This window comes from Streptomyces sp. NPDC051172, assembly GCF_040682555.1.
Classification (GTDB): Bacteria; Actinomycetota; Actinomycetes; order Streptomycetales; family Streptomycetaceae; genus Streptomyces.
In genome coordinates this window covers 1-26,484 of record NZ_JBFBBE010000047.1, presented here as the reverse complement: position 1 = coordinate 26,484, position 26,484 = coordinate 1, and the positions used below count along the sequence as shown (strand labels likewise).

Annotated in this window: 26 protein-coding genes and 2 pseudogenes; 13 read left to right on the top strand and 15 right to left on the bottom strand. The window is 70.5% G+C overall.

What is annotated here, in order from left to right; genetic code table 11:
* Window positions 1–29 precede the first annotated feature (29 nt).
* The 4 genes from AB0N07_RS26455 to AB0N07_RS26440 form a co-directional block, all read right to left on the bottom strand.
* Window positions 30–2,009 (bottom strand): hypothetical protein, encoded by a 1,980-nt coding sequence (locus AB0N07_RS26455; RefSeq protein ID WP_365839126.1) that lies wholly within the window; start codon window positions 2,007–2,009, stop codon window positions 30–32.
* A 99-nt stretch (window positions 2,010–2,108) separates the two neighbouring features.
* Entirely contained in the window at window positions 2,109–2,525 is a 417-nt protein-coding gene (locus AB0N07_RS26450; RefSeq protein WP_365839124.1) for a PIN domain nuclease, read from the bottom strand.
* Window positions 2,522–2,764, bottom strand: a complete 243-nt coding sequence (locus AB0N07_RS26445; RefSeq protein WP_365839122.1) for a type II toxin-antitoxin system VapB family antitoxin — start codon at window positions 2,762–2,764, stop codon at window positions 2,522–2,524. Before AB0N07_RS26445 ends, AB0N07_RS26450 begins: the two co-directional genes overlap by 4 nt.
* A gap of 108 nt (window positions 2,765–2,872) precedes the next feature.
* A complete protein-coding gene (locus AB0N07_RS26440; protein ID WP_365839120.1) occupies window positions 2,873–3,268 on the bottom strand; it encodes an ATP-binding protein in 396 nt (131 codons plus the stop codon).
* A gap of 137 nt (window positions 3,269–3,405) precedes the next feature.
* Here AB0N07_RS26440 and AB0N07_RS26435 point away from each other — a divergent pair, with 137 nt between their 5' ends.
* The gene (locus AB0N07_RS26435; protein ID WP_365839118.1) at window positions 3,406–4,254 is read left to right on the top strand and encodes a helix-turn-helix transcriptional regulator; all 849 of its coding nucleotides are present in this window, start codon (window positions 3,406–3,408) and stop codon (window positions 4,252–4,254) included.
* Window positions 4,251–4,439: a DUF397 domain-containing protein gene (locus AB0N07_RS26430; RefSeq protein ID WP_365839116.1), complete on the top strand. Its 189-nt coding sequence runs from the start codon at window positions 4,251–4,253 to the stop codon at window positions 4,437–4,439. Before AB0N07_RS26435 ends, AB0N07_RS26430 begins: the two co-directional genes overlap by 4 nt.
* On the opposite strand, the gene AB0N07_RS26425 is transcribed toward AB0N07_RS26430, so the two are convergent.
* Window positions 4,417–5,190, bottom strand: coding sequence for a salicylate synthase (locus AB0N07_RS26425; protein ID WP_365839114.1), 774 nt, complete (start codon window positions 5,188–5,190; stop codon window positions 4,417–4,419). The genes AB0N07_RS26430 and AB0N07_RS26425 overlap by 23 nt on opposite strands.
* Window positions 5,097–5,585: a class I SAM-dependent methyltransferase gene (locus tag AB0N07_RS26420; RefSeq protein WP_365839112.1), complete on the bottom strand. Its 489-nt coding sequence runs from the start codon at window positions 5,583–5,585 to the stop codon at window positions 5,097–5,099. Before AB0N07_RS26420 ends, AB0N07_RS26425 begins: the two co-directional genes overlap by 94 nt.
* A 142-nt stretch (window positions 5,586–5,727) precedes the next feature.
* Here AB0N07_RS26420 and AB0N07_RS26415 point away from each other — a divergent pair, with 142 nt between their 5' ends.
* From AB0N07_RS26415 to AB0N07_RS26390, 6 genes are all read left to right on the top strand, one after another.
* Window positions 5,728–6,237 (top strand): YbaK/EbsC family protein, encoded by a 510-nt coding sequence (locus tag AB0N07_RS26415; RefSeq protein WP_365839110.1) that lies wholly within the window; start codon window positions 5,728–5,730, stop codon window positions 6,235–6,237.
* Entirely contained in the window at window positions 6,234–7,079 is an 846-nt protein-coding gene (locus tag AB0N07_RS26410; protein ID WP_365839108.1) for an EamA family transporter, read from the top strand. Before AB0N07_RS26415 ends, AB0N07_RS26410 begins: the two co-directional genes overlap by 4 nt.
* A gap of 299 nt (window positions 7,080–7,378) precedes the next feature.
* A complete protein-coding gene (locus AB0N07_RS26405) occupies window positions 7,379–8,323 on the top strand; it encodes an ABC transporter ATP-binding protein (RefSeq protein ID WP_365839106.1) in 945 nt (314 codons plus the stop codon).
* Window positions 8,320–9,669, top strand: coding sequence for an ABC transporter permease (locus tag AB0N07_RS26400; protein ID WP_365839104.1), 1,350 nt, complete (start codon window positions 8,320–8,322; stop codon window positions 9,667–9,669). The genes AB0N07_RS26405 and AB0N07_RS26400 overlap by 4 nt, the downstream gene beginning before the upstream one ends.
* Window positions 9,670–9,704: 35 nt before the next feature.
* Entirely contained in the window at window positions 9,705–12,461 is a 2,757-nt protein-coding gene (locus AB0N07_RS26395) for an alkaline phosphatase family protein (protein WP_365839102.1), read from the top strand.
* A 113-nt stretch (window positions 12,462–12,574) separates the two neighbouring features.
* Window positions 12,575–12,850, top strand: coding sequence for a DUF1876 domain-containing protein (locus AB0N07_RS26390; RefSeq protein ID WP_365839100.1), 276 nt, complete (start codon window positions 12,575–12,577; stop codon window positions 12,848–12,850).
* Window positions 12,851–12,865: 15 nt separating this feature from the next.
* On the opposite strand, the pseudogene AB0N07_RS26385 reads toward AB0N07_RS26390, so the two are convergent.
* The 6 genes and pseudogenes from AB0N07_RS26385 to AB0N07_RS26360 all read right to left on the bottom strand — a co-directional run bounded on the left by AB0N07_RS26385 (window position 12,866) and on the right by AB0N07_RS26360 (window position 17,751).
* Window positions 12,866–14,059: pseudogene (locus AB0N07_RS26385) on the bottom strand (serine hydrolase domain-containing protein).
* Between the two features lie 34 nt (window positions 14,060–14,093).
* Entirely contained in the window at window positions 14,094–14,561 is a 468-nt protein-coding gene (locus AB0N07_RS26380; RefSeq protein ID WP_365839098.1) for an organic hydroperoxide resistance protein, read from the bottom strand.
* A gap of 113 nt (window positions 14,562–14,674) precedes the next feature.
* On the bottom strand, window positions 14,675–15,151 hold the full coding sequence (locus AB0N07_RS26375) for a MarR family transcriptional regulator (RefSeq protein WP_365839096.1): 477 nt from the start codon (window positions 15,149–15,151) through the stop codon (window positions 14,675–14,677).
* Entirely contained in the window at window positions 15,148–15,918 is a 771-nt protein-coding gene (locus AB0N07_RS26370) for an ABC transporter ATP-binding protein (RefSeq protein ID WP_365839094.1), read from the bottom strand. The genes AB0N07_RS26375 and AB0N07_RS26370 overlap by 4 nt, the downstream gene beginning before the upstream one ends.
* Complete coding sequence (cbiQ, locus tag AB0N07_RS26365) at window positions 15,906–16,667, bottom strand: cobalt ECF transporter T component CbiQ (RefSeq protein WP_365839092.1); 762 nt, start codon at window positions 16,665–16,667, stop codon at window positions 15,906–15,908. The genes AB0N07_RS26370 and cbiQ overlap by 13 nt, the downstream gene beginning before the upstream one ends.
* A 1-nt stretch (window position 16,668) precedes the next feature.
* Window positions 16,669–17,751 carry an energy-coupling factor ABC transporter permease gene (locus tag AB0N07_RS26360; RefSeq protein WP_365839090.1) on the bottom strand — a complete coding sequence of 361 codons (1,083 nt, stop codon included), beginning with the start codon at window positions 17,749–17,751 and terminating at the stop codon, window positions 16,669–16,671.
* A 161-nt stretch (window positions 17,752–17,912) separates the two neighbouring features.
* Between AB0N07_RS26360 and AB0N07_RS26355 the strand changes: the two genes are divergently transcribed.
* Window positions 17,913–18,260, top strand: a complete 348-nt coding sequence (locus AB0N07_RS26355) for an SsgA family sporulation/cell division regulator (protein WP_365839088.1) — start codon at window positions 17,913–17,915, stop codon at window positions 18,258–18,260.
* A 30-nt stretch (window positions 18,261–18,290) separates the two neighbouring features.
* On the opposite strand, the gene AB0N07_RS26350 is transcribed toward AB0N07_RS26355, so the two are convergent.
* The 3 genes from AB0N07_RS26350 to AB0N07_RS26340 form a co-directional block, all read right to left on the bottom strand.
* Complete coding sequence (locus AB0N07_RS26350) at window positions 18,291–19,964, bottom strand: penicillin-binding transpeptidase domain-containing protein (RefSeq protein WP_365839086.1); 1,674 nt, start codon at window positions 19,962–19,964, stop codon at window positions 18,291–18,293.
* 98 nt (window positions 19,965–20,062) lie between these two features.
* Window positions 20,063–21,688, bottom strand: a complete 1,626-nt coding sequence (locus AB0N07_RS26345) for a penicillin-binding transpeptidase domain-containing protein (protein ID WP_365839084.1) — start codon at window positions 21,686–21,688, stop codon at window positions 20,063–20,065.
* Between the two features lie 109 nt (window positions 21,689–21,797).
* Window positions 21,798–23,549 carry a phospholipid carrier-dependent glycosyltransferase gene (locus tag AB0N07_RS26340; RefSeq protein WP_365839082.1) on the bottom strand — a complete coding sequence of 584 codons (1,752 nt, stop codon included), beginning with the start codon at window positions 23,547–23,549 and terminating at the stop codon, window positions 21,798–21,800.
* A 96-nt stretch (window positions 23,550–23,645) separates the two neighbouring features.
* Here AB0N07_RS26340 and rsmI point away from each other — a divergent pair, with 96 nt between their 5' ends.
* The 4 genes and pseudogenes from rsmI to AB0N07_RS26320 all read left to right on the top strand — a co-directional run.
* Window positions 23,646–24,506 carry a 16S rRNA (cytidine(1402)-2'-O)-methyltransferase gene (rsmI, locus tag AB0N07_RS26335; RefSeq protein ID WP_365839080.1) on the top strand — a complete coding sequence of 287 codons (861 nt, stop codon included), beginning with the start codon at window positions 23,646–23,648 and terminating at the stop codon, window positions 24,504–24,506.
* A gap of 246 nt (window positions 24,507–24,752) precedes the next feature.
* Window positions 24,753–25,160, top strand: coding sequence for a hypothetical protein (locus AB0N07_RS26330; RefSeq protein ID WP_365839078.1), 408 nt, complete (start codon window positions 24,753–24,755; stop codon window positions 25,158–25,160).
* Window positions 25,161–25,206: 46 nt separating this feature from the next.
* Window positions 25,207–26,100: a TatD family hydrolase gene (locus AB0N07_RS26325; protein WP_365839076.1), complete on the top strand. Its 894-nt coding sequence runs from the start codon at window positions 25,207–25,209 to the stop codon at window positions 26,098–26,100.
* 164 nt (window positions 26,101–26,264) lie between these two features.
* Window positions 26,265–26,484 (top strand): annotated as a pseudogene (locus tag AB0N07_RS26320) (resuscitation-promoting factor); the annotation flags it as partial.

The window sequence follows — 26,484 nt, the reverse complement described above, 5'->3', positions numbered from 1 at the left end:
TGTGGCTGGTCGCGCAGTTCCCCGCGCCCCTAGGGATGCTGCCGAACCGTACGCGACTTCGCTGAACGGAGGAGGGCGTCCAGGGCCCGTTCGAAGGGGGCCAAGGGGTCGGTCGTGGCCGGGCCCAGCAGGTAGGTGCGCAGGTGCTGCCGCTCCTCGGCCAGTGGGTCGGTGCCGTCGAGGAGGTCGTCCAGGCCGGTCAGGTCGGGGGTGATGAGGTGGGCGGCCCGGGCGGCCGGGTAGCGGTCGCGGAAGGTGTCGGGGGCGAGGCCTGCGGGGTTGGCGACGGCGTACGGCTTGCCGGTGGCCAGGTAGTCGGTGACGACGCCGGACACGTCGGCGATGAGCAGGTCGGCGTGGTCGAAGCAGTCGTACAGGCCCGGTCGGGAGCCGCCCGTGACGCGGTGGCGCCACCAGCCCTCGGCCGCCCAGTACGCCTCGTTCCACTCCGCCAGTGCCGACTCCCAGGCGGCCGAGGGCGGCTCTTCGGACACTCCGGCGTCACGCGCGGCCTGCGCCTCGTCGCCGCGTGCGGGCCGGCGCAGCTCGTCGAGGCGGCGGGCGAGCGCCGGGAGCCGGGCCGCCTGCGCGGCCTGTTCCCGCGTGTCCTGCCGCCGGAACTCCTCGCGGGCGTCCCGTGCGGTGTTCGCCTCGTCGATCATCGCGAGGATCTCGGCGTGCGCCGCGCGCGCCCGGAGGTCCAGGGTGCCGGTCAGCGGGTGCGGCCGGTAGAGCAGGCGGACCGGCGGTTCCCGTTCCAGCAGGGTCTTCACGATCCGCGGTCCCATACCGGTCAGTGATGTCGCCGCGCCCGGGTCGCCGTGGAAGCCCTCCCAGGTGGGCGCGTAGAGCACGGTCGGCATCGGCGACGCGGAGGTGCCGCCGGTGGCGTTCAGCCGCCCCAGCGACGGGCGGCCGACCTCGACGACGTCCGCGTCGGCCACGCCGGACCCCGAGCGCGCGTAACGCTCACGCCCGGCGGGCCCCGCCACCCACACCTCGTCGTACACCTTGGTGAACGGATTGGAGCTGGTCGGCTTGTCGCTGTCCCCGTGACCGAGGTAGACGCTCCGGAACTCCGGCAGCCGCAGCAGGTGGGTGTTGTTCGCGGCGTTGGCCACGAACAGCGCCACCTGCGCGTCGGGCAGCCGGAAGGCGGTCAGATCCTTGCCCAGCGGCAGGCACACCACGGGCCGGGACGTCGGATCGAGCCGGGTGAGCATCTCTCGCTCGCGCAGCACGACGACCACCTGCCGGTGCAGCCGGTCGAGGACCGGCAGCCAGCCGTTGAGCTGGTACGCCGATTCCAGGGCGCCGGAGAAGTACACGACGACCTCGGGACGGTACGCCTCCACCTGCTCGTTCACCGTGCGCAGCACCTTGCCCTTCGCGGCCAGGTGCCGTCCCCGCCAGGCGTGCAGCGCCAGCCACCCGGCCGCGGCCAGGGCGGCGAGCACCGCGGTCCCCGCGCCGGCCGCCGCCCACTTCGGCCCGGCCGCCGCCGCGAGGGCCACGCCGACGACCAGCGGCAGGTCCACGAGCGCGAGCGGCCCCCGGTGGAGGTCCATCAGCAGCCGCGGCGGGGCGTCGGGGATCCGCAGCGCGGACAGATCCACGTTCCGGGTCACCACCGGCAGCCGCCGGCACCACCAGACGAACAGCAGCAGTCCCGCGTAACCGCCGCGCAGTGCCTGCAGCGCCAGGAAGCCGAGGGCGGTCAGGACGAACGCGCCGCACTGGGCGTCCCCCAGCCGCGCCAGCAGCACGAGCGCCGCAGCGCCGCGCAGCAGCGACCCCGCCGTGACGCTCAGACACACCTGGCCCAGCGGCTGCATCGAACCGGCGATCCGGCGAAGCGCCCTGGGCTCGGCGAGGTAGTCCGCGGCCGCGAACACGGCGAACGCCCAGCCGCTGGGCACCACCGCGGCCACGAACAGCCCGAGCAGCGCCACCGGGAACCCCGCCACCCCTGCAACCGCCGTCACCCTGCGCACCGTGCTCACCGCCATCCGACACTTGTATCAGAGCCCCGTGCGCTGGTCCGGGGCAGGACCGTGGCCGGTGATCTCCGCCCGCCGACGGCGTAGCGCGTCAGGCGGAAGTCGGGGCTACCGGTCCGCGGTTCCGGGACGTACGACCCACTCGGTCGGTTGTCCGGTGATCGATGCGATCATGTCGAAGTCGCCGTCGTAGTGGAGCACGGTCGCCCGATGGCGTTCGGCGGTTGCGGCGATCAGAAGGTCCGCCATGGACAGGGCGCGGTGGAAACCCCGTTCCAGAGCGATGCCCTGCACTTCCAGTACGCGGTCGAAGACCTCGTCGCCGCAGTGCAGGAAGGTGAAGCCGCGCAGCAGCAAGCGGATACGGCCCAGGTCCGGCTTGTTCCGGGCGTTGTAGACCATCTCCCACTCGACTGCCGCACAGGTTGCCAGGACGCCCCGGTCACTGAGGTTGTCCAGGACGCGGGCGACGGCGGGGTGGCCCCAGCGTGCGAGCGTCGACTTGTCGGCGAGGTAGTCGGTCACGCAGCGCCTTGCGCAGGCCGCTGGAGGGTTCCGTCGGCGTTGCGGGGGCCGGTGTTCTCGACGATCTCACTCAGGTCGAGTTCCCCGCGCTTGATCGCGTCCGCGAACTCCTGGCGCAGGTGGCGCTTCACGGCGTCCTCCATCGCCATCCGCACAGCCTTGGCTTTGGTTTTGGTGCCGTAGATGCGCATGGCCTCGGCGACCATGTCGTCATCGAGGTCGATCACTGTTCGAGCCATGGTGAGGACCCCTTCCGTAACCAGTGGTGCGCGAAATGATATCGCGCCAATCGACAAGGAGATATCGTTTTGGCTTGGTGGAGGTCCTGACGCTGGCGGCCGTCTGCTTCATACCTTCACCTCTGCCCAGACGGTTTTGCGCGGATACGGCCCCGGGGCGACGCCCCACCGGTCCGCGAGGGCGTCCACCAGGACGAGACCCCGGCCCGACTCGGCCCCGGGGTCGCCCTGCGCGAGGCGGGGGAGGCAGTCTGGGCGGGTGTCCGTCACCTCGATACGGAGGGTGTCTCCGACGATGTAGGGGGTCAGGCGGAAGTCCCGTCCGGGTACGCGCCCGTGCGTTGCGGCATTGGCGGCCAGTTCGGCGACGATGTGCGTCGCGTTCTCCAACGTGAGCCCCCAGGTGCGGAGTTGCTCCTCCGCGAGGAGGCGGGCGAGGCGGGCGCCGAGGGGTGTGGGGGACAGGCGGACGCTGAAGTTGCGGACGGTGACTTCTTGGTTCATGTCACTCAGCGTGGTCGGTTCTGCTTCCCTGAGTGAGTGCTGTTGCCCGTGCGTAGCGTGACTGTCTCGGCTTTGTCTCGTGCTGTCTTGGCTGTCTCGGGGGTTGATCGGGTACGGAAGCGCGTTGGAGGTGGGGCATGAACGAGGTTGCGGACGAGGCGGGTTGGGACGTCGAGCCGGGGGATGAGATCGAGCCGGTGGTCCAGGCGGTCGGGCGGTTGCTGAAGGTCTGCCGGGAGTCGGCGGGGATGCGGGCTGCCGACTTCGCAGAGGTGATGGGGTACGGCGAGGACATGGTCCGGAAGATGGAGCGAGGTCAGCGGATTCCCCGGCCGGAGTTCCTGGACAGGGCGGACACCGTGCTGAAGGCGCAAGGGCATCTGCGGGCCTTCATGGACGACATGAGAAAGGCGCGGTATCCCAAGAAGGTGCGGGAGCTGGCGGATTTGGAATCGCGGGCGGTCGAGGTCCTGGTGTACAGCGACCACAACATCCAGGGTCTGCTGCAGACACCGGAGTACACCAAGGCGCTGTTCGAGATGGCGCAGCCCGCCTACTCGCAGGACGAAATCGAGCGAGGCACCGCCGCGCGTGTGGCTCGCAAGGCCATCTTCGAGCGGGACCCCGCCCCGACCCTCAGCTTTGTCCAGGAGCAGGTGACGCTCGAACGTCCCCTCGGCGGACGGGCGGTATTGCGTCGCCAGCTCGAACACATGCTGGAACTGGCACAGTTGAGGAACGTGACGCTTCAGGTCATGCCGACCGATCGGGACGAGCATGCCGGGATCCATCACGGCATGATCCAGCTGTTGAAGTTCGAGGACGGCACCGGAATCGGCCGGTCGCCGGGCGCCTTCAACGGTCGTCCGGTCCAAAGCCCTAGGGATCTTCGTATCCTTGAGTTGCGCTACGGCTTGATCCGGGCGCAGGCTCTCACGCCGAGAGAGTCACTGGCCTTCATCGAGCAAGTGCTGGGGAGACTATGAGCACGCCGGAACTGCACTGGTTCAAGAGCAGCTACAGCGACAGCAGCGACATCAACGACTGCGTCGAGGTGGCCACCACCCCCGCCACCATCCACATCCGCGACTCCAAGACCCCCGAGACAAACCACCTCACGGTGGCCCCCACCACGTGGGCGAACTTCCTCACGCACGTCTCCACACACTGACCCCGCGGAGCTTCTCGCACGTCTCCTCGTGCTCGCGCTCCGGGCGGGACTGCCGTACCACGCCCGCCCCCGCCTGGAGCCAGCACTTGCCGTCCCGTTCGTACACACTGCGGAGCACCAGCGCCGCGTCGAGGGTGCCGGAGGCGTCGCAGGTGAGGACGGCTCCGGCGTAGAGGCCCCGGGGGCGGCCTTCCAGGGCGCGGATCAACGGGTAGGCGGGAGCTTTGGGGATCCCCGTGGCCGTCACCGCCGGGAACAGTGCGGCGAAGGCCTGCCAAGGGCCCAGGCCCGGGCGCAGGCGGCCGACGACCCTGGACGCCAGGTGCTGGACCGTGCCCCGCTCCTCGACCGTCATGTACTGGCTGACGTAGGTGTCGTCGCAGACCGCGGCCATCTCCTCCACCGACAGGCGTACGGACACCGCGTGTTCGTGGATCTCCTTCGGGTCGCTCAGCAGCTCCGCGCGGAGGCGGGCGTCCTCGGTCGGGGAACCCGTACGTGCGCGAGTGCCCGCCAGGGGGTGGGTCCGTACGTGCCCGTCGGCCGCCACCTCGACCACCGTCTCCGGGCTGAAACCCGCCGCCCGGATGCCGCCCAGGTCCAGCAGGAACGAGCGTGCCGGGGTGTTGGCGGTGCGGCCGAGGGCGTATGTGGTGATCAGGTCGACGGGGCCGGGGACCGGCACCCGGCGGGACAGGATGACCTTCTCCAGTGGGCCGGGGCCGTTGAGCTCCACCAAGGCGGCCGACACCGCCGCACGGTAGTTGCCGGTGCCAGCACGGGCAGCCGCTCCGGGAGGTGGAGCAGGACCAGACGGGCGTGGATCAAATCGTAGTGGGCGGCGGGGAGCGGGTCCGTCACGATGTCGTGTCGCAGCAGGCTCACGTGGGGCAGGCGTTGAGGTTCTTGCCGCTGCGCCCAGCGCGGGTCGATGTCGGTGATCGTGACCTCGCCGTCCGGCCCGACCCGCTCGCCGAGCCAGTCGCCCAGCGAGCCGCCGCCTCCGCCGACTTCGAGGCATCTCCAGCCCGGTGCCAGTCCGGTCAGCTCCAGCCGGCGGCGGGAGACCGGGTCATAGCAGGTCTCCAGGGCGGAGAAACGGCCGGGGGTCTGGGCGTCGGCGTTGTCGAACAGGTAGCGGGACATGGGGCTTCCTCGTGCTTGCTCCCGGCCGTACGGCCGTACGGACCCCATGATCAGGGCTCGGGACGGCGCAGCGGCAGGGCGCGCCGAGGTACGGGGACAACTCGGTCGCGTGCCGTGTACACCCAGCGCTACCGTGCCGTGCATGACGACCCCCGATGCCGCCGCAAGCTCCGGAGCCAACCCCCGTTTCGTCGCCGCCCTGGGCGAACTGGGGCTCGACGACCTGAACCGCCGTATCCGCCGCTTCCCGGACGCGACCCGCACCGCCGCCGAGGCGGCCGCCGCGATCGGGTGCGAACTGAGCGAGATCTGCAAGTCGCTGATCTTCGCGGCGGACGGGGTTCCGGTGCTGGTGCTGATGGACGGGGCGTCGCGGGTGGACGTCGAGCGGGTGCGGGAGGAACTCGGTGCGGAGAAGGTGACTCGGGCGAAGGCGGACGTCGTACGGGAGACCACCGGGTACGCGATCGGGGGTGTGCCGCCCTTCGGGCACCGGACGAAGACCCGGGTGCTGGCCGACCGTTCGCTGCTGGAGCACGACGTGGTGTGGGCCGCCGCCGGGAATCCGCACGCCGTGTTCCCCATGGAGCCCAAGGAACTCGTCACCCGCGCGGGAGCCACCCTGGTGGACGTGCGCGAGCGCAGCTCGTGACGCCGCTGGTCGCCACGGCCGTCCTGTGTGCCGCGGTCACCCATGCCGGCTGGAACGCGATCGCCCACCGCATCACGGACAAGCTGGTCGGGTTCACGCTGATCGCGGGCGGCGGGATGCTGATCGGTCTGGCGATGGTGCCGTTCGTCCCGCTCCCGGCGTCCGGGGCGTGGCCGTACCTCGCCGCCTCCGCCTTCATCCACCTCGCCTACTACGTCCTGCTCATGCGGTCCTTCCGGCTCGGGGACTTCGGGCAGGCGTACCCGATCGCCCGCGGGACCGCGCCGCTGGTCGTCACGGTGCTCGCCGCCGTGTTCGCGCACGAGGTGCCGAACGGGTGGGCCGCCGCCGGTATCGCCCTGTCCTGCGCGGGCCTGACCGGTGTCGCGCTGTGGGGGCTGCGCGGCAGCCGGCCCAACTGGGCGGCGATCGGCGCGGCGCTTGCCACCGGGCTGACCATCGCCGCGTACACGGTCGTCGACGGGCTGGGGGTACGGGCGTCCGGCTCGTCCCTCGGGTACATCGCCTGGCTGATGGCGGTGGAGGGGTTCGCGATCCCGGCGTACGCGCTGACCCGCTGGCGGGGGGAGTTCCTCGCCGTTCTGCGTCCGTTCGCGGGCGTGGGCCTGCTGGGCGGCGCCATGTCCGTCGCCGCGTACGGGCTGGTCCTGTGGGCCCAGACCAAGGCCGAACTGGCACCGATCGCGGCCCTGCGGGAGTCGTCGATCATCGTGGGGGCGGCCATCGGTGCGGTGTTCTTCAAGGAACGGTTCGGGGCGCCACGGATCGCGGCGGCGGTTCTGTTGGTGGCGGGGATCGGGCTGATGCTGCGGGCCGGCTGAGCGCCTGGCTTGCCCGTCGGTCGTCTGCGGCGCCGTCGTGGCTTGTCGCGCCCGCGCGGCGGAGCCGCATGTCGACACAGCCCCGCGCCCCTTCAGGGTGCTGCCGCACCGCAGGGTAATTCGTGGACCGCAGTGCGATTCGCGCACCCCGCGCCGCCCCTGTCCGATTCACGTCGGTGTTCACGCGAGCGATTTGCCGACGCCTTGACGATCCGTTCCGCGGGAGTTCAACTCGGCGTTTGTGCCTGGGTTGTGTGTTGTCCCTATGGTCCCAGCGGACATCGGGAGAAGGGGGACCCATGGGGACACTCCACGCGGTTGTGGCTCGCGGGATCACCAAGTGCTTCGGCGACGTCGTCGCACTCGACGGTGTCGACCTGGATGTGACGCAGGGTCAGATCCATGGGCTGGTCGGTCCGAACGGTGCCGGCAAGACGACGCTGCTCGGTCTGCTGCTGGGGCTGGCCGTCGCGGACAGCGGGCGGCTCGACATCCTCGGTATGCCGGTGGGGCGGGCGTTCGACGCTCCCGAAGGTGTCGCCGGGTTCGTCGACGGGCCCGGCCTGTATCCCTCCCTCAGCGCCCGGCAGAACCTCGCCGCACTGGCCCGGCTCCGCGGGCTCGAGGCGGGCTCCACGGGCATCGACGAGGTGCTCGACCAGGTCGGGCTCACCGCCGTCGCCGACGACAAGGCCCGCGGCTTCTCGCTCGGTATGCGGCAGCGGCTCGGGCTGGCCGCCGCCCTGCTCACCAAGCCCCGGCTGCTCGTGCTCGACGAACCCTCCAACGGCCTCGACCCGGCCGGGAAACGGCACGTGCACCGCGTCCTCAACCGGCTCGCCGCGGACGGCACCAGCGTGGTGCTGTCGAGCCACCGTATGGACGACCTGGAGGCGCTGTGCTCCGAGGTCACCATCCTCGCCACCGGACGGGTCGTGTTCTCCGGCCCGCTCGGCAAGCTGGCCGCCGAGAACCGTGAACTCGACTACCGGATACGGACCTCCGACCTGCAGGCCGCGCGACGGCTGGCCGACGCCTCGGACGGGATCCGGGTCGTCGACGACGCCGGGATACGGCAGGACGACGAACTGCTGGTCGTGCGCGCCCTGGTGCCCGCCCTCGACGAACTGGTGGCGGGCCTCGTGCGCTCGGGCGTCGCGGTGCGCGAGCTCGCACCCGTCGTATCGCCGCTGGAGGCCGCCTTCCTCGCCCTCACCGATCAGCAGGAGGAGGCCGGCCGATGAGCGCGACCGTCACCGCCGACAAGGTTGTCAGGGCCCGCCGGGTCCCCGTCTCCCGCGGCTACCGCTTCGAACTGGTCAAGCTGGTCTCGCAGTGGCGGATCCGGCTGCTGGTGCTCGCCTGCTGGATCGCTCCCGCCCTCTTCGTCGCGGGTGTGAGCCGGCAGAGCACGCTGCCCTCCGACACGCTCTTCGGGCGCTGGATGCACGCCACGGGCTGGGCCGGTCCGCTGGTGATGCTCGGGTTCGCGGGCACCTATGCGCTGCCGCTGCTGGCCTCGGTGGTCGCCGGTGACGTGTTCGCCGCCGAGGACCGCCTCGGCACCTGGCGGCATCTGCTGGTCGCCGTACGGTCGCCGCGACGGATCTTCGTGGCGAAGTCCCTCGCCAGCCTCACCGTCATCCTGCTGCTGGTCGCCGGGCTGGCCCTGTCCAGCGCGGTCGGCGGGCTGGTGTCGGTCGGCAACCAGCCGCTGGTCGGCCTCGACGGCCACCTGCTGGCACCGGGGGATGCCGCCCTGCGGGTCCTGCTCGCCTGGACAGCGGCCCTCGCGCCGACCCTGGCGCTCGCCGCGATCGGACTGCTCGGGTCGGTCGCGCTGGGGCGGTCCCCGATGGGGCTGCTGCTGCCCCCGCTCCTCGCGCTCGCGATGTCGGTCGCCCAGATGCTGCCGCTGCCCGTCGCCGTGCGCCTCGCCCTGCCCGGTTACGCCTTCATCTCCTGGAACGGCCTGTTCACCAGCCCCACCCAGCTCGGCCCGCTCCTGATCGGCGTCGCGGTCGGCCTGGTGTGGGCCGTGCTCGCGACCGTGCTGGCGTATCTCCTCTTCCTGCGGCGCGACTTCACCAACCTCGCCTACGACGGTTCCGGACGCCGGGCGCTCACCGTCGGCGCGCTGCCGCTGGCCGGGCTGACCGCTCTCACCGTCGGCGTGGTCGCCGTGGCGACTCCCTCCATGGGATCCGGCATCGAGCAGGACAAGGTCCAGCGCTCGGTGGCCACGGCGTTCGCCCACCTCTACCGCATGCAGACGCAGGAGCTGCACCGTCCCGCCGTCACCGAGGCGCAGCTTCGAACCTCGGCGGCCTGCACCAAGAGCGACGGCCAGTCGGCCCAGGAGGGCGCGGGCAACGACTGGCGGTGCGTCGTGACCTGGCATCTGCCCGGGGTCCCGGTCCCGGGGACGGCGATCTATCAGCTCGACATCACCTCAGACGGGCGGTTCGTGGCCGACGGCGACGGTCCCAAGGAAGTCAACGGCTACTTCCTGCTGCGGACGTCGACCGGGGACGCACCGAATCCGCTTTGGCAGTTCGACGGCAACGTCGAGTTGCTCACCCCCCACTGAAGGTTCCAACGAAGGGTCCACTGAAGGGACAGCTCGTGCAGGTAACACGGCAGCGTCGGATCAACGAGAAGAATCAGGTCAACCTGTTCGGCAGACGCGTCGGCCGCCGCGCCGTGCTGGTCACGGCGGGCATCGCGGTCGCCCTCGGTGTCACGGGCACCGCGGTCGCGTCGACATGGCAGTTCGGCACCCAGCAGGTCGCCGACGAGACCGCGAACGGCCAGGTCATCTCCAGTGACCAGTACATCAAGCCGTACGGCACCCGTTCGGTCATCAACGACGGCAAGATCATGTCGTCGACGGTCAGCCCGGACGGCAGCCGGCTCGCGGCCTCGGTGGCCGACGGTGACGCCTCGCTGGTCGTCCTGGACCTCGCGAGTGGTCGGGTGATCCAGAAGGTCGGCACCAACGCGGCGGACGACCTGCGCATCAAGAGCGGCTCCGTCGGCCAGGAGGGCCCGACGTACTCGCCGGACGGCAAGCAGCTGTGGCTGGGCCAGACCGACGGCTACACCAAGTTCACCGTGGGCGCCGACGGCACCCTCTCCGACCCGGTGACCGTCCCGATCCCGGCCGACGGCACCAAGCACGCCCTCGTGGCCGCCGCGGTGTTCTCGGCCGACGGCTCCACCGTGTACTCCGCGGTCAACGGCCAGAACCGGGTCGTCGCCATCGACGCGGCCACCGGAACCGTCAAGCAGAGCTGGTCCGTCGGCAACGCCCCCCGGGGCATCGCCCTGGTCGGCGGCAAGCTGTACGTCAGCAACGAGGGCGGCCGTCCGGCCAAGGACGGCGACACCACCATCAACTCCTACGGCACCCAGGTGCCCGCCAACCCGGACACCGGCGCCAGCACCACCGGCACCGTCAGTGTCATCGACACGGCGGACCCGTCCGCCGCCGTCGGCAGCATCGACGTAGGACTGCACCCGACCGCGGTGTACGCCAACAAGGGCGCGGTGTTCGTCACCAACACCACCGACAACAGCGTCTCCGTCATCAGCCCGGCCAAGGACAAGGTCGTACAGACCATCGCCACCCAGCCCTGGCCGGAGGCGAAGGTCGGCTACGAGCCGAACGCCGTGACGCTCACCGACGACGGCCGTCTGCTGGTGACGCTCGGCCGAGCCAACGCGGTCGCCGTCTACCGCTACAAGTCCCCGCAGGAGCCCGCCCGTTACGTCGGCCTGCTCCCGACCGACTACTTCCCCTCCGGGATCGCCACCGTCGGCAAGAACGTGGTCGTCTCCAACACCCGCGGCATCGACGCCCGCCGCCCCACTGCCGCCTCCGGCCACGGCACCCACGACACGACGTCGAGCCTGACCCAGTTCACGCTCCCGGACGACAAGACCGTCAAGGCCCAGACCGCCAAGGTCTTCAAGCAGAACGGCTGGACGCCCGGCTCGGTCCTGACGGCCGGCGGCAAGACCTCCGGGAAGGCGCTCCCGGTCCCGCTGCGGCTCGGCGACCCCTCGACGATCAAGCACGTCTTCCTGCTCGTCAAGGAGAACCGGACGTACGACCAGGTCTACGGCGACCTGCCGCAGGGCAACGGAGACCCCTCGCTCACCACGTTCGGCGAGAACGTCACGCCCAACCAGCACGCCCTGGCCCAGCAGTTCGGCCTCTACGACAACTTCTACGACGTCGGCACGAACTCCGCCGAGGGCCACAACTGGCTGATGCAGTCGGACAACCCGGAGTACACCGAGTCCTCCGCCGGCGAGTACCAGCGCAGCTACGACACCGAGGACGACGTCCTCGGCCACCAGAAGAGCGGCTTCATCTGGAGCGGCGCGCAGGCGGCCGGCAGGTCGGTCAGGGACTTCGGCGAGTTCCAGTCGCTGGAGACCAAGCCGGCCGGGGCGACCTGGCAGAACCTGTACTGCGACAGCAAGAACATGGCAGCGACCGGGGCGCAGACCCAGTACCCGATCCAGACGGGCTCGGCGATCCCCTCGCTCAACAAGGTGTCCGTGCAGGGCTTCCCGATGTTCGACCTCGGCGTCCCGGACATCTACAAGGAACAGATCTGGAAGCAGGACTTCGAGAAGAACGGTCCCGCGAACCTGAACATGTTCTGGTTCTCCAACGACCACACCGGCGGCCCGGCCAACGCGGCGGCCGAGGTCGCTGACAACGACCTCGCGGTCGGCCGGATGGTCGACGAGATCTCCCACAGCAAGTACTGGAAGAACTCGGCGATCTTCGTCGTCGAGGACGACTCCCAGAACGGCCTCGACCACGTCGACGGCCACCGCGCCCCGGTCCAGATCATCAGCCCCTGGGCCAGGCACGACACCGTGGACAGCCACTACTACTCGCAGATCACGATGGTCCGCACCATCGAGCAGATCCTCGGGATCCACCCGATGAACCAGCTCGACAGCGCGGCCACCCCGATGTACGGGGCGTTCTCGCTGAAGCCGGACAACACCCCGTTCACGGCCGAGCCCAACCGGACCTCGCTGACCCTCGGCGTGAGCCCCCAGCCCACCTGCGGCTCGGACACCCCGGCCCCGCAGGACACCAAGGCGGCACTCGCGCCGACCTCCGCAGCGGTGCCGCAGGCCCAGCAGAACCTCGCCGCGCAGTGGAAGGCCTGGGCCTCCCACCAGCGGCTGACCGGCCCGCACGCCGTGCCCGACTACGCCAACAACGAGCAGATGAACCGCTACACCTGGTACCAGACCCACAACTGGACCAAGCCGTACCCCGGCGACAAGAAGGTCTACGCGCCGAACGACGTACCCGGCGCCTACCTCCCGTCGGCGGAGAACGACGGCTGACACGCGCCCAGCGCGCAGCGGACCCCGGGCCGACGTCACACCGGCCCGGGGCCTGCGTGCGTCCGCGGGCTCGCAGGAGCACCCTGGAAGCAGGTCTTCCGGAGGTGATCGTCATGATGCACACCGCAGTGGGATGGCACGTCGAGCTGGAGTTCCAGGAGGACGAGACGCACACGCGGGCGGTCGCGCTGGTACGGCTGTCCGACGGGACCGAGGTCAAGGCCCACGGGCATGCGAGCCGGCACCAGACCGACGCGAATCAGCCGCGTGTGGGGGAGGAGATCGCCGGTGCGCGGGCGCTGAATGAGCTTGCCATGCAGCTGCTGACGAAGGCGCATGGGGAGATCGACTCGGCGTCCGGGCGGACTTCGCACTCGATCAACGTGTGAGCCGCAGGGGTCCCGTCACGTGAGAGAGACGCGCACTGCCCGTACCAGCGCCTGCGCCCGCGGGTCCGCCGTCACCGACTTGCGGAAGCCGTTCGTCACGTAGCCGAAGGCGATGCCCGACTCCGGGTCGGCGAAGCCCAGGGCGCCGCCGCGGCCCGGGTGGCCGAAGGAGGTGGGGGACAGGAGCGGGGATGCGGCCCCGTGGAGCATGTAGCCGAGGCCGAACCGTGTGCCCACCACCAGCACGCGGTCCGGTCCCGCGCTGCGTTCGGTGCGGGCCAGCTCCATGGTCTCCGGTGTGAACAGCCTTGCGCCGCCGTCCTCCCCCACTGCCTTAAGGGCGTGGGAGGTGCCCCCAACACCGATCAGGGAGGCGTAGAAACGCGCGAGGCCCCCCGCCGTGGCGATGCCGTTGGTGGCCGGGAGCGCGGCGGCGCGGTAGGCGGGGTCGTTCTGGTCCGGGAAGGGGCTGATCGCGGCGAAGGCGCGGCGGGTGAGGGAGTCCGGGTCCTCGTAGGCCTCGGTGACCGAGCGCTTCGGGCGCGAGCGCAGACCGCCGACGGGCTCGGGCCCCTCCACGCGCCCGACGCGGCCCACCCGGCCCGCCTCCGACCCCGGCAGGCCCAGTCACAGGTCGAGCCCCAGCGGCCCGGTGACCTCCGCCGCGAGCCACTCCCCGGCCCACCGGCCCGTGACGCGCCGTACCAGTTCGTCGAGCATCCAGCCGTACGTCAGCGCGTGATAGCCGTGATCGGTGCCCGGCTCCCACGCGGGCGCCTGCGCGGCGACCGCCTCGGGGCCGCGGTGCGGGTCCAGTGCGTCGGACGGCGTGAGCGGACGGTCGAGCACGGGCAGCCCGGCCCGGTGGCTCAGTACGTGCTGCACCAGCAGCCGCTCCTTGCCGTGCGCCTTGAACTCCGGCCAGTACTCGCCGACCGGCGCGTCCAGGTCCAGCTCCCCGCGCTGCTGCAGCAGCAGGAGTACGGCGGCGGCGACTCCCTTGGTCGCCGAGCGCACGACCTGGGCGGTGCCGTGCTCCCAGGGGTCCGTGCCGTCGACGTCCTTCGTGCCGCCCCACAGGTCGGCGACCTTGTGCCCGTCCCGATAGACGGCGACGGCCGCCCCCCGCTCCCCGAGCACCTCGAAGTTCCGTACGAACGCTTCCCTGACCGGCTCGAAGCCCTCGGCCACCGCACCGTGCACGTCCACGCCCGTGATCCTCCTGCCTGTGTGTACTCCCTGCTCACCCAAGCAGAATCGTCACGTCGATGTTCCCGCGGGTCGCGTTCGAGTACGGGCAGACCTCGTGCGCCGCGTCCACCAGCTTCGCCGCGACCTCCTGGTCGAGGACCGGCAGCGAGACGCTGAGGGCGACCGCGAGACCGTAACCGCGCTGCTTGTTGGGGCCGATGCCGACCTTCGCGGCGACCGTGGAACCGGTGAGGTCGAAGCCGGAACGGCGGCCGACCAGCACCAGCGCGTTGTGGAAGCAGGAGCTGTAGCCGGCCGCGAACAGCTGCTCCGGGTTGGTGCCGTTGCCGTCCCCGCCGAGCTCCGGCGGCATCGCGACCTTGACCTCGATCTGCCCGTCCTGGCTGGTGACATAGCCGTCCCGGCCGCCGTGCGCGGTCGCCTCGGCCACGTACATGATTTTCGTCGGTCGGGTGTCGGTGTCGGTGTCGGTGTCGGTGTCGGTGAGATCGTCACTCATGGCGCTCATGGTTGGCCCCCCAAAACGAGTGCGCGCAAGTACATCGTGCACAAGATACTGGCTGGTAGGTCAGCAGCCGGTCCCAGGGGGTGGGAACCGTGAGTAACCCGAGATCAGCGCTCTGCGGCCGCTTCGGCCCTCGCCGCCAGTCGCCGGAGTTCCTCGCGGAGGCGTGCGACCTCGGGCGCTTCGAGCCCCGTCGCCGCGAGCAGCGCGCCGGGTACGCAGGCCGCGCGCTCCCGCAGTTCCTCCCCGCGCCCCGTGCACGCGACCAGCACCGAGCGCTCGTCGTGCGCCGCGCGCTCCCGGCGCACCAGGCCCGCCGCCTCCAGCCGCTTCAGCAGCGGAGACACCGTGCCGTAGTCGAGCCGCAGCGCGGCCGCCAGTGCCTTGACCGGGATCTCGCCGCGCTCCCACAGGACGAGCAGCACGAGGTACTGCGGGTAGGTGAGGCCGAGTTCGTCGAGGAGCGGGCGGTAGGAGGACGTCACCGCGCGCTGGGCCGCGTACAGGGCAAAGCACAGCTGGTCGTCGAGGAGCAGCGAGCCCTCAGAGCCGGTCCCGGCCGCCGTGTCGTCCGCGTTCGTCACGCGCCCATTGTCACGGACCGCGGGTCGAAACCGAAGGGCAGCTCCAGGCGGTGGGCGCGCATCAGGTCCTCGTCCGAGAGCAGCTCGGCCGTCCTGCCGTCCGCCGCGATCACGCCCTCGCTGAGGATCAGCGAGCGGGGGCACAGCTCCAGGGCGTACGGCAGGTCGTGCGTGACCATGAGGACGGTGACGTCCAACGAGCGCAGGATGTCGGCCAGTTCGCGTCGGGAGGCCGGGTCGAGGTTGGAGGACGGCTCGTCCAGGACGAGGATCTCCGGTTCCATCGCGAGTACGGTCGCGACGGCCACCCGGCGCCGCTGCCCGAAGGAGAGGTGGTGCGGGGGGCGGTCCTTGAACTCCGCCATGCCGACCTGCGCGAGCGCCCGGTCGACCCGCTCCTCCAGCTCGGGCCCCTTGAGCCCGGCAGCCGCGGGACCGAACGCCACGTCCTCGCGGACCGTCGGCATGAACAGCTGGTCGTCCGGGTCCTGGAAGACGATGCCGACCCTGCGGCGGATCTCCGCCATGTGCTGCCTGCCGACGGGCAGCCCGGCGACCGTGACGGTGCCCGCGCCGCCGGTCAGGATGCCGTTGAGGTGCAGCACCAGGGTCGTCTTGCCGGCACCGTTCGGCCCGAGCAGCGCGACCCGCTCGCCGCGCCCGATGGAGAAGTCGACGCCGAACAGGGCCTGGTGGCCGTCGGGGTAGGCGAAGGCGAGGCCGCAGACGTCGAGAGAAGCAGGGGAAGCAGTACTCACAGGGTCCATCCCAGCAGGCAGACGACGAGGGCGGCGAGGGGGAGCGTGAGGGCGTACGACCACTGCGTCCGGGAGGCGGTCACCTCGTCGATCACGGGCATCGAGCCCGCGTAGCCGCGGCTGACCATGGCCAGGTGGACGCGCTCCCCGCGCTCGTAGGAGCGGATGAACAGGGCGCCGGCCGACTTCGCCAGTACGCCCCAGTGCCGCACGCCGCGCGCCTCGAAGCCCCGGGACTCGCGCGCGATCCGCATCCGCCGCATCTCGTCCGTGATGACGTCACCGTAGCGGATCATGAAGGACGCGATCTGCACGAGCAGCGGCGGGAGCTTCAACCGCTGGAGGCCGAGGAGGAGTTCACGCAGCTCCGTGGTGGAGGCCAGCAGGACGGAGGCGGCGACACCCAGGGTGCCTTTGGCGAGCACGTTCCAGGCGCCCCGCAGGCCGGTCACGCTCAGGGACAGCCCGAGGACGTCCACCCGCTCGCCCTCCGCCACGAACGGCATCAGCACCGCGAACGCGACGAACGGCACCTCGATCAGCAGCCGCTTGAGCAGGAACCCGGCGGGCACGCGCGCGTGGTGCGCGACGACTGCGAGCAGCACGGCGTACAGGCCGAAGGCCCACACCGCCTCCCGCGGGGTCGACACCACGACCACCACGAACGCGAACGCGGCGGCGAGCTTGGTGTGCGGCGGCAGGGCGTGCACGGGGGAGTGCCCGTGCCGGTAGAGCCTGTGTGCGTGCCCGGCGCCCACGTCAGACGCCCGTGCCGACGGGAGAGGCGTCGGTCGTACGGCGCCTGCGCACCGCCCAGAAGACCGTGCTGCCCGCGACGACCGTGACACCGACGCCGATCAGGCCCGCCGCGCCCTTGGAGACGCGGCCGTCGGTGATGTCCTTGACGCCGTAGCCGGCGAGCGGGGAGCTGGCGGAGGCGTGCTTCTGGGTCTTCTTGTCGATGCCCTGGTCCTGGGCGACCTTCATCAGGCCGTCGGGGTTCGCGTTGGCGTAGAAGCTGACGAAGCCCGCGAGGACGAGGGAGGTGACCAGGCCGGTGACCCACAGCGTGCGCCGGGAGGCGCGCGCCGCGACGGGTGCCGGGCGGGAGGCGGGAGCGTCCACGAGTTCGCCGTTCACCCGCAGCTTGAGCTTCTGCTCCAGGCCGCGCGCGCCGTGCACGAGATCCGGGCGTACGGCGATCACCGCGCCCACGGTCAGTCCGGTGATCGCCGCCTCGCCGATCCCGATCAGCACGTGTACGCCGATCATCGCGGTGGCGACCTTGCCGATGGAGACGTCCGTGGTGCCGCCGACGGCGTAGATCAGCGTGAAGGCGACCGCCGCCGCCGGGACCGAGAGGAGCGCGGCGACGAAGGAGGCCACGGTCACCGAGCGGCGCCTCCGCGGGAGCAGCTTCACCAGACCGCGGAAGACGGCGTACCCGACGACCGTCGTGACGATCGCCATGTCCGTGATGTTCACGCCGAGCGCGGTCAGGCCGCCGTCCGCGAAGAGGATGCCCTGCATCAGCAGGACGACGGACACGCACAGGACACCGGTGAAGGGTCCGACGAGGATCGCGGCGAGCGCACCGCCGAGCAGATGGCCGCTGGTCCCCGCCGCGACGGGGAAGTTCAGCATCTGCACCGCGAAGATGAACGCCGCGACCAGCCCGGCCAGCGGCGCCGTCCGCTCTCCCCCACTCTCGGCTTCGCTCGAGCGGGAGGTGCCCCCCTGCTCACGGCGGGCGCCGCGCAGGCTCACCGCGATGGCGCCCGCGGCGACGACTCCGGTGGCGGCGGAGACGGGGGCGTTGATGAATCCGTCAGGCACATGCACCGTTCGATGATAGTGCCTTGTTGCGAACTACTTGCAAGAGCGAGGGTCTCGTGACGGGAGTCGTCCCATGCCAAGGGGCGTGCTGGGGAAAATATGGGACATTAGGAGGGGGTGGACGCACAGCTTCCGCACAGGACACGCAGCGTGAGAGGGCCGTCACGATGTCTGTAGTCGAGCAGTACGCACGAGCCCACCTGGTCACGGATGCGGCGGTACCGGAGGACGAGACGGTGCCGGTGGTCCTGCGCTACGACCCCGAGGTCGACCCGCGTGAGGTGCGGGTCGGTCTGCCCGGGGCGGACGAGTGGAGTTTTTCGCGGTCCCTGCTGGAACAGGGGTTGCGGGCGCCTGCCGGGAACGGTGAGGTGCGGGTTTGGCCCTGCGGGCGGGTTCAGGCCGTCGTCGAGTTCCACTCGGCGGACGGTGTCTCGGTTGTGCAGTTCGAGTCGAAGACTCTGCTGCGGTTTCTGCGCCGCACCTATACGGCTGCGGCGCCTGTCTCCCGGTAAGTGATTTCTCCTGCGGGCCGGTGGGGGCGCTCAGCCGCCCATTTTGAGCAGTGCCGCCACGATGGGACCCGCCGTGTCGCCTCCGTGGCCGCCTGCCTGGACCACGCCTGAGGCTGCGAGGTCGCCGCAGTAGGCGGTGAACCAGCCGTTGGGCTTCTTCTGGCCGTCGACCTCGGCCGAGCCCGTCTTGGCGCCGCAGCCGGACATGCCCGCCATCGCCTTGGCCGCCGTGCCGTAGGAGGCCGTGTAGGACATGACCTCCTTCAGTTCGGCCTGTGTCTTCGCGGACATCGTGCGGGAGGCCTTCGCCAGAGTGCGGTGGTCCACCGACGGGGCGACCAGGTACGGCTGGTGGAAGGTGCCGTCCGCCACCGTCGACGACACCGACGCCATGTTCAGCGGGTTCATCCGCACGCCGCCCTGCCCGATCAGCGAGGCGCCCATCTGTGCGCCGCTCATCACGGGGATCGAGCCGTCGAAGGTCGGGACGCCGATCGACCAGTTGTTGAGGCCGAGGCCGTAGACCTGCTGGGCCTCCTGCGTCAGGTCGCTGTTGGACAGCTTCGGCGCGAAGTTGATGAAGGCGTTGTTGCAGGAGGCCCCGAAGGCCAGCTTGAACGTGCCCTTCTTGATCTCGGAGTCGCCGTCGTTGTGGAAGGTCCAGCCCGCGAGCTTGTACGTCTTGGGGCACGGGTGCGAATCGTCGGGGTGGACGAGGTCCTTCTCGAACAGCATCGTCGACGTCACGATCTTCATCGTGGAGCCGGGCGCCAGGGAGCCCTGGAACGCCACGTTGAAGCTGGGGCTGTGGTTGGCGACGGCGAGGATCTCGCCGGTCGACGGACGCATGACGACGACCGAGGAGTTGTCCTTCGCGGCGACCTGCTTCTCGGCCGCGGCCTGGAAGGTCGGGCTCAGCGTCGTGTTGACCCTGCCCGGTGTGCCCTTGGTCAGCGTGAGCAGCGTCTTGTCGGACAGCTTGGCCTTCTGTGACGCCTTGCCGCGCACCACGTCCAGCTCGATGCCCGCCTTGCCGCCGGCGGTCTTGCCGTACTTCTCCCGCAGACCGTCGAGCACCGGGCCGAGCGAGGGGTACTTGGCGGTCGTCAGCTCGCCGCCGTGGCGGTCGTAGGCCTTGACCGGCGGCGTCCCGGCCTCGCCGGTGACCAGGGTGTCGCCGTCCCTGAGGTCGGGGTGGACGACGGAGGAGTGCCAGTCGACGTACGGCTTGCCGTCCTCCTTCTTGCGTACGACCGTCAGCGCACTCTGGTACGAGAGCGGCAGCTTGGTGCCCTTGTAGGAGACCGTGCCCTTGACGGAGAAGGGGACCTTGTCGCCGGTGCGGGTGCCCTCGGTGACGGTGGCGCCCGAGATGTGGGCGTCCTTGGTGAAGCCGGTCAGCAGGGCGGTGGCCGCCGTCGGGTCGTTCGTGGCGGCGGCGGCCTGTGCCACCTTGCCCTGCTGCCAGCCGGTGAGGAACCGCTCGGCCGTCGTCTGGACCTCGGTCGCGGACAGCGGACCGGTCTTGACGGCCTTGTGGTCGGAGGACGCGGACGTCGAGGCCGACCGGTCGTCGGCCGACGCCCCGCCGCCGTACAGCGCGTAGGCGCCGAAGCCGGCGCCGCCGATCACCACGGCGATCATCCCGCCGACCACGGCGGGTTTGGTCTTCGGTCGCTCGGCGACGCGCCTTCTGTTGCCCACTGTTCCCGTTCCTCCGAGAGATCCCCAGGGTCCCCGTTGCCACATCCATTCCAACCAACGACGGCAACAGCCTAGAGTCCCTTCCTCAACGGGTGACTTCAGGAGCCCGTCCGTAGCACAGCTGCGACAATCGGCCCGGCCGCCGTGCCGCCGTGGCCGCCCTCCTCGGTCATGGCCGCCGCCGCGAGGTCACCACGGAAGCCCGTGAACCAGCTGTTGGACACGGCCTGTCCGTCGACCTCCGCGGAACCGGTCTTCGCGCCGAAGTCCCCGCTCAGCCCGGCCATCGCCTGCGCCGCGGTGCCCTGGGTCGCGGTGAGCCGCATCATCTGCTTCAGCTGCGCGGCGGTGCTCGCGGGCAGACCCTTCGCGGTGGCCAGTTGACGGTCGTCGAGCCCCGGCGAGACCAGATACGGCTGCCGGAACGTGCCGGTGATGGCGGTCGCCGTGACCGAGGCCATGTTCAGCGGGCTCATCTGGACCTGGCCCTGGCCGATGGCGTTCGCCGCCCGGTCCGGGCCGCTGACCGCGGGGACCTTGCCGTCGAAGGAGACGATGCCGGTCTTCCAGTCGTCCCGGCCGAGCCCGAACCGGTCCTGGGCCTCCGACGTCAGCGAGGAGTCCGAAAGCGGCTTCTCGTCGATGAGCTTGATGAAGGCCGTGTTGCAGGAGCGCAGGAAGCTGTTCGCGAGCGTGGCCTTCGGATTGGGCTGCATGCCCTTGAGGTTCTTGAAGGTCTGGCCCTGCCACACGGCGTCCGGAGGGCAGGGTGCCGGGCCGTTCATCGAGGTCACGCCGTTGTCGATGAGCATCGCGGCGGTGATGATCTTCATGGTGGAGCCGGGTGCCACCTCGCCCTGGAAGGCCGCGTTGAACTGGTCCTTGCGGTTGTTGGCGACCGCGAGGACCTCACCGGTGCTGGGCTTGACGGCCACCACCGACGACTGCGCGAACTTCTTCACGGCCGTCTCGGCCGCCGCCTGCGCGCTCGCGCTGATCGTGGTCTGCAGCCTGCCCGCCCTGCCCTTGGCGAGGGTGAGCAGCGAGGTGTCGCCCGCGTCCGGGGACCGGTGCTTGATCGCCAGCTCGATGCCGGGGGTGCCGCCCGCCTTGTCGCCGTACCGCTCGCGCAGGGTGTCCAGGACGGGGCCGAGCGAGGGGTACTTCTCCTTCGTCAGCACGGCCCCGTTCCGGTCCACGGCCTCGATCGGCGGGTTCGCCGCCTCGCCGGTGAACAGGGTGTCGCCCTTCTGCAGCTGCGGATGGACCACGGACGGCCGCCAGTCGACCAGCGCCCGCCCGGTGGTCTTCCCGCGCACGACGGTCAGCTCGCTCCGATAGGTCAGGGGCTTGGACCTGCCGCCGTAGGACACCGTCGCCCTGACCGTGTAGGGGACCGTCGCGCCGTTCGCCGTACCCGGGGTGATCTTCACGCCGGTGATGTGCGCGGCGTTGCCGTAGGAGGTCAGCAGCGGTTCGGCCGCGGCGCCGTCGTTCGTGTACGTGGCCGCCTGGGCCGCCTGGCCCTTCTCCCAGGCCGCGAAGAACTCCGCCGCGGTCTCCTTGATCTCGTCGCCGCTCGGCGGACCGGTCTTCACGGACGCCGATCCGCCCGAGCCGCCGCTGTTCAGCGCGGACACGATGTTGTACGCGCCGTATCCGGCGCCGCCCACCATCACAGCGAAGACGCTGCTGATGACGGTGATCTTGACCCCCTTGCCCATGAAGGGCTCCCCTCCCCGTTCCCCGTTGGTGCTCGCACTGTATGTGGCGTGAGGGGGAGCTGTGAGGGGTGTTTACGTATGTTGTCCGATTGGAGACCCGGAGGGTCCGCTATACCCAGGTATCGAGCCACATACGTGAACGCCAGTCGTTGATCGGGATGGCGGTTCCGGTGTACAGCGGCCAGAAGTAGATGAAGTTCCAGGCGATCAGCAGGACCAGCACGCCCGCCCCCGTCGCGCCCGCCACCCGTCGGGTGTCGCTCGACCCCGGTGGCCCGACGATCGCGCCCAGCAGCATCGCGACGGCAAGGCACAGGAACGGCACGAAGACGACGGCGTAGAAGAAGAAGATCGTCCGCTCCTGGTACAGGAACCAGGGCAGATAACCGGCCGCGATGCCGCAGGCGATGGCGCCCGCCCGCCAGTCGCGGCGCAGCAGCCAGCGCCACAGGATGTACAGGACCGCGAAGCAGGCCACCCACCACAGCAGCGGGGTGCCGATCGCGAGGACCTCGCGGGCGCACTTCTGGCCCGCGCCCACGGGGCAGCCGTCCTTGCCGGGCGAGGGGGACTCGTAGAAGTAGGAGACCGGGCGGCCGTCGACGATCCAGCTCCAGGGGTTGGACATGTAGGTGTGCGGCGAGTGCAGGTTGCGGTGGAACTCGTAGACCTCGTGCTCGTAGTGCCACAGGCTGCGCCACCAGTCGGGGAACAGCCAGGTCCAGTTGCCGCCCCTGCCGTCGGTGGCGGCCCAGTTGCGGAAGTAGCCGCCCTTGCCGTTGGTGGGCGAGAGGATCCAGCCGGTCCAGGAGACCAGGTAGGTGACGAGCGCGACCGGGACCGTGGCCACGAACGTGACGGCCGCGTCCGGCAGCACCGCCTTGTACGGGTTCCCGGCGCCGGCCACCTTGCGGGCGCCGATGTCCCACAGGACCGCCATCAGGAAGAACGCGACCATGATGTACAGGCCGTTCCACTTGGTGCCGATGGCCAGGCCCAGCATCAGGCCCGCCAGCCAGCGCCACGGGCGCCAGCCGAGACGGGTGGTCTCGGCGATGTGTGCGTCCGGGCGTCCGCCGGGGCTGAGGCGGCCGTCGGCATCCGGCTGGAGCGCGGCCGCGAGTTTCTCGCGCGCCTTGTCACGGTCGATGACCAGGCAGCCGAACGCGGCCAGCACGAAGAACATCAGCACGCCGTCCAGCAGCGAGGTGCGGGCCATCACGAAGGCCAGCCCGTCGACCGCCATCAGCGCGCCCGCGAGGCAGCCGAGGAAGGTCGAGCGGAAGATGCGGCGGCCGATGCGGCACAGCATCAGGACCGACAGCGTGCCCAGCAGCGCGGTCATGAACCGCCAGCCGAACGGGTTGAACCCGAAGACCAGCTCCCCGAGCCCGATGACGTACTTGCCGACCGGCGGATGCACCACGTATGCCGCGTCCGTCGGGATCGTGACGTGCCCGTTCAGCGCCAGGATCTGGTCGTTGGCGTTCTTGTCCCAGTTGACCTCGAAGCCGCGGTGGACGAGCGCCCAGGCGTCCTTGGCGTAGTACGTCTCGTCGAATATCACCGCCTTCGGGCTGCCCAGGTGCCAGAACCGCATCACGCCCGCCATCAGCGTGACCAGCAGCGGGCCGCCCCAGGCCGACCAGCGCGTGATCCGCTCGACGAGCGCCGGCGGCACCCCGAGGACCTGCCACAACCGGGGGCTGGGCTGCACGTACGGCGGCACCAGACGCTCGCGGACGTCGCTTCTCGGCCCGGCCGTGTAGCCGAAACGGCGCAGCCGCTGCTGCCACGACGGCCGCTGGTCCTGCGGGCTCTGGCCTTGCCGGGTGTCCGGGGAGGACGCGGTACTGGTCACCGCGCCATCGTAGGGAACCGTTCTGTGTGAGTCCCGTGCATGGGTGGTAAGGGCTCGGATGCGTCCTCATCGGTGTGCCACTGGGAGGATGGGGGCGTGACCGGAATCCTCGTACTTGCAGGCACCCCCATCGGCGACATCGCGGACGCGCCGCCCCGGCTGGCCGAGGAGCTGGCGGGGGCCGATGTCGTCGCCGCCGAGGACACCCGGCGGCTCAGGCGGCTGACGCAGGCCCTGGGCGTCACGCCCAAGGGGCGGATCGTGTCGTACTTCGAGGGCAACGAGACCGCCCGTACGCCCGAACTCGTCGAGGAACTCGTCGGCGGTGCGCGTGTGCTGCTCGTCACGGACGCCGGGATGCCGTCGGTGTCCGACCCCGGGTACCGGCTGGTCGCCGCTGCCGTGGAGAAGGACATCCGGGTCACCGCCGTGCCCGGCCCCTCCGCGGTGCTCACCGCGCTCGCGCTGTCCGGGCTGCCCGTCGACCGGTTCTGCTTCGAGGGGTTCCTGCCGCGCAAGGCGGGCGAGCGGCTGACCCGCCTGAAGGAGGTCGCCGAGGAGCGCCGGACCCTCGTCTACTTCGAGGCCCCGCACCGCCTCGACGACACCCTCGCCGCGATGGCCGAGGTCTTCGGCACCGAGCGGCGGGCCGCCGTGTGCCGGGAGCTGACCAAGACGTACGAGGAGGTCAGGCGGGGCGGGCTCGGCGAGCTGGCCGCCTGGGCCGCCGAAGGTGTGCGCGGTGAGATCACCGTGGTCGTCGAGGGTGCCCCGGAGAAGGGACCCGGGGAACTCGACGCGGCCGAACTGGTGCGCAGGGTGTGGGTGCGGGAGGAGGCGGGGGAGCGGCGAAAAGAAGCCATTGCGGCCGTTGCGGCAGAGGCCGGGCTTCCCAAAAGGGAAGTGTTCGACGCCGTTGTGGCCGCGAAGAATGCCCATTCGGCCAGTGGTTCGTGAGGCTTTCGTGAAGTGGGCCACACCCCCTCTGAGCAGGGCGCATCTCGCCTGAGCAAGCGCCCCACAAAAGGGCAAAGCAAGGTCGTGAAAAGCAAAGCCCAGACCCCCTGTGCAGGGTCGCTGAGGCAAGGAAAATCCAAATCGGCTCCAACAGTCGACAGGGCTGATGCATTCGCTCCGCCGGAAGCGTCCACTGGTTGAAGGGACGCACCCGTCCCTTGGTCCAGCAGATCAAGAGGAGCTGGCATGAGCGAGATCGCAGGGCAGTCCGGCCTCCGCGGCGCGGCCACCGCAGTCGTCCACGAGTCGTACTCCTTCGCCTGCATGCGCTGCGGGCACGGCTGGGAGCAGTCGTACGAGATAGAGCACCACAACGACGCCGAGGGCCACGAGTTCGTGATGTACGTGGCCGAGGGGCAGGTCGTGCCGTCTCCGCTGTCCAAGCCCACCTGCCAGAACTGCGACAGTCACGTCGTACGGATCATGCGACCCGGGCAGGTCTCGTCGGTGCGTGACGCGGTGCACAAGCAGCAGCGCCGGACACCGCAGACCGAGGCCCAGGAGCCCGCAGCCGACGGTGCCGAGGCCGGCGAGCGGGACCACCACTGGCATCTCTCCGATCTCCTGCACCCCTTCCACCGCAAGGCGGGCTGACAGCTCCGGCGGCCGGGCGGGCATGCCCCTTTCGTAGGATCGGAGCATGCCCTCCTCGAGCTCACGCGAGAAGACCGTCGACAAGAGCGCGCCGCCGCTCCCGGAACCCCTCCGGGTGGCCGTCGCCGACTCCCACACCCACCTCGACATGCAGAACGGCACGGTCGAGGAGGGCCTCGCGAAGGCCGCTTCGGTGGGCGTGACGACGGTCGTACAGGTCGGCTGCGACGTGGCCGGCTCGCAGTGCGCCGCGAAGACGGCGGGACTGTACGAGGCCGTCCACGCGACGGTGGCCCTGCACCCCAACGAGGCGCCGCGCATCGTCCACGGAGACCCTGATGGCTGGTCGAGGCAGGGGGCGCGCGAGCCCGGGGGCACGGCGGCGCTCGACGAGGCGCTCGGGCAGATCGACGCGCTGGCCGGACTCACTCAGGTCAAGGGCGTCGGCGAGACGGGTCTCGACCAGTTCCGCACCGGCCCCGAGGGCATGGAGGCGCAGGAGGCCTCCTTCCGCGCCCACATCGAGATCGCCAAGCGGCACGGCAAGGCCCTCGTCATCCACGACCGCGACGCCCATGCCGATGTGCTGCGCATCCTCAAGGAGGAGGGCGCCCCCGAGCGCACGGTGTTCCACTGCTACTCCGGGGACGCGGAGATGGCTCAGGTGTGCGCCCGCGCCGGGTACTTCATGTCCTTCGCCGGCAACGTCACCTTCAAGAACGCCCAGCATTTGCGGGACGCGCTCGCTGTGGCACCCCTGGAACTGGTCCTGGTGGAGACCGACGCGCCCTTCCTCACACCGGCGCCGTACCGCGGACGGCCCAATGCGCCGTATCTCATTCCGGTCACGGTGCGCGCCATGGCCGCCGTGCGCGGCATCGACGAGGACGCGCTGGCGACGGCCCTGGCGGCGAACACGGCCCGCGCATTCGACTACTGAGCGTAGCCGTCCATAACCCTACGATAAGGCTCCGGCGGACTCGCGTTCGCCGCGACCGTAACTCTTCGTGATCACGCCGCTTTGGAGAGTGATACGGGCTCCGCTAGGTTCTGGTGCCCGATCCGGACCCCTCTGGACCCCTACGGCCCCTGGAGCGTGTCGGCGTGAGCAACTCGCAGTACTCGCAGTACGGGACATATGAGGCGTACGACCCGGCGTATCCGCCGGCGTACGCCTACGACGTCCACAGCGCGCAGACCCTGGCCTCCGGGGTGCCCGGGGCGTACGAGGACACGTACCGGCCCGCCTACGAGGCGGCCCAGGTACCCGAGCCGCCGCTTCCGCGGCAGGTGGGGAGCGCGGCGGGCGAGGAAGTGCCCGCGC

Coding starts and splice junctions, on each gene's coding strand:
- AB0N07_RS26455 (WP_365839126.1), bottom strand. CDS start 2,009: ATGGCGGTGAGCACGGTGCGCAGGGTGACGGCGGTTGCAGGGGTGGCG.
- AB0N07_RS26445 (WP_365839122.1), bottom strand. CDS start 2,764: ATGGCTCGAACAGTGATCGACCTCGATGACGACATGGTCGCCGAGGCC.
- AB0N07_RS26440 (WP_365839120.1), bottom strand. CDS start 3,268: ATGAACCAAGAAGTCACCGTCCGCAACTTCAGCGTCCGCCTGTCCCCC.
- AB0N07_RS26435 (WP_365839118.1), top strand. CDS start 3,406: ATGAACGAGGTTGCGGACGAGGCGGGTTGGGACGTCGAGCCGGGGGAT.
- AB0N07_RS26430 (WP_365839116.1), top strand. CDS start 4,251: ATGAGCACGCCGGAACTGCACTGGTTCAAGAGCAGCTACAGCGACAGC.
- AB0N07_RS26420 (WP_365839112.1), bottom strand. CDS start 5,585: ATGTCCCGCTACCTGTTCGACAACGCCGACGCCCAGACCCCCGGCCGT.
- AB0N07_RS26415 (WP_365839110.1), top strand. CDS start 5,728: ATGACGACCCCCGATGCCGCCGCAAGCTCCGGAGCCAACCCCCGTTTC.
- AB0N07_RS26405 (WP_365839106.1), top strand. CDS start 7,379: ATGGGGACACTCCACGCGGTTGTGGCTCGCGGGATCACCAAGTGCTTC.
- AB0N07_RS26400 (WP_365839104.1), top strand. CDS start 8,320: ATGAGCGCGACCGTCACCGCCGACAAGGTTGTCAGGGCCCGCCGGGTC.
- AB0N07_RS26390 (WP_365839100.1), top strand. CDS start 12,575: ATGATGCACACCGCAGTGGGATGGCACGTCGAGCTGGAGTTCCAGGAG.
- AB0N07_RS26380 (WP_365839098.1), bottom strand. CDS start 14,561: ATGAGTGACGATCTCACCGACACCGACACCGACACCGACACCGACACC.
- AB0N07_RS26370 (WP_365839094.1), bottom strand. CDS start 15,918: ATGGACCCTGTGAGTACTGCTTCCCCTGCTTCTCTCGACGTCTGCGGC.
- AB0N07_RS26355 (WP_365839088.1), top strand. CDS start 17,913: ATGTCTGTAGTCGAGCAGTACGCACGAGCCCACCTGGTCACGGATGCG.
- AB0N07_RS26345 (WP_365839084.1), bottom strand. CDS start 21,688: ATGGGCAAGGGGGTCAAGATCACCGTCATCAGCAGCGTCTTCGCTGTG.
- AB0N07_RS26330 (WP_365839078.1), top strand. CDS start 24,753: ATGAGCGAGATCGCAGGGCAGTCCGGCCTCCGCGGCGCGGCCACCGCA.
- AB0N07_RS26325 (WP_365839076.1), top strand. CDS start 25,207: ATGCCCTCCTCGAGCTCACGCGAGAAGACCGTCGACAAGAGCGCGCCG.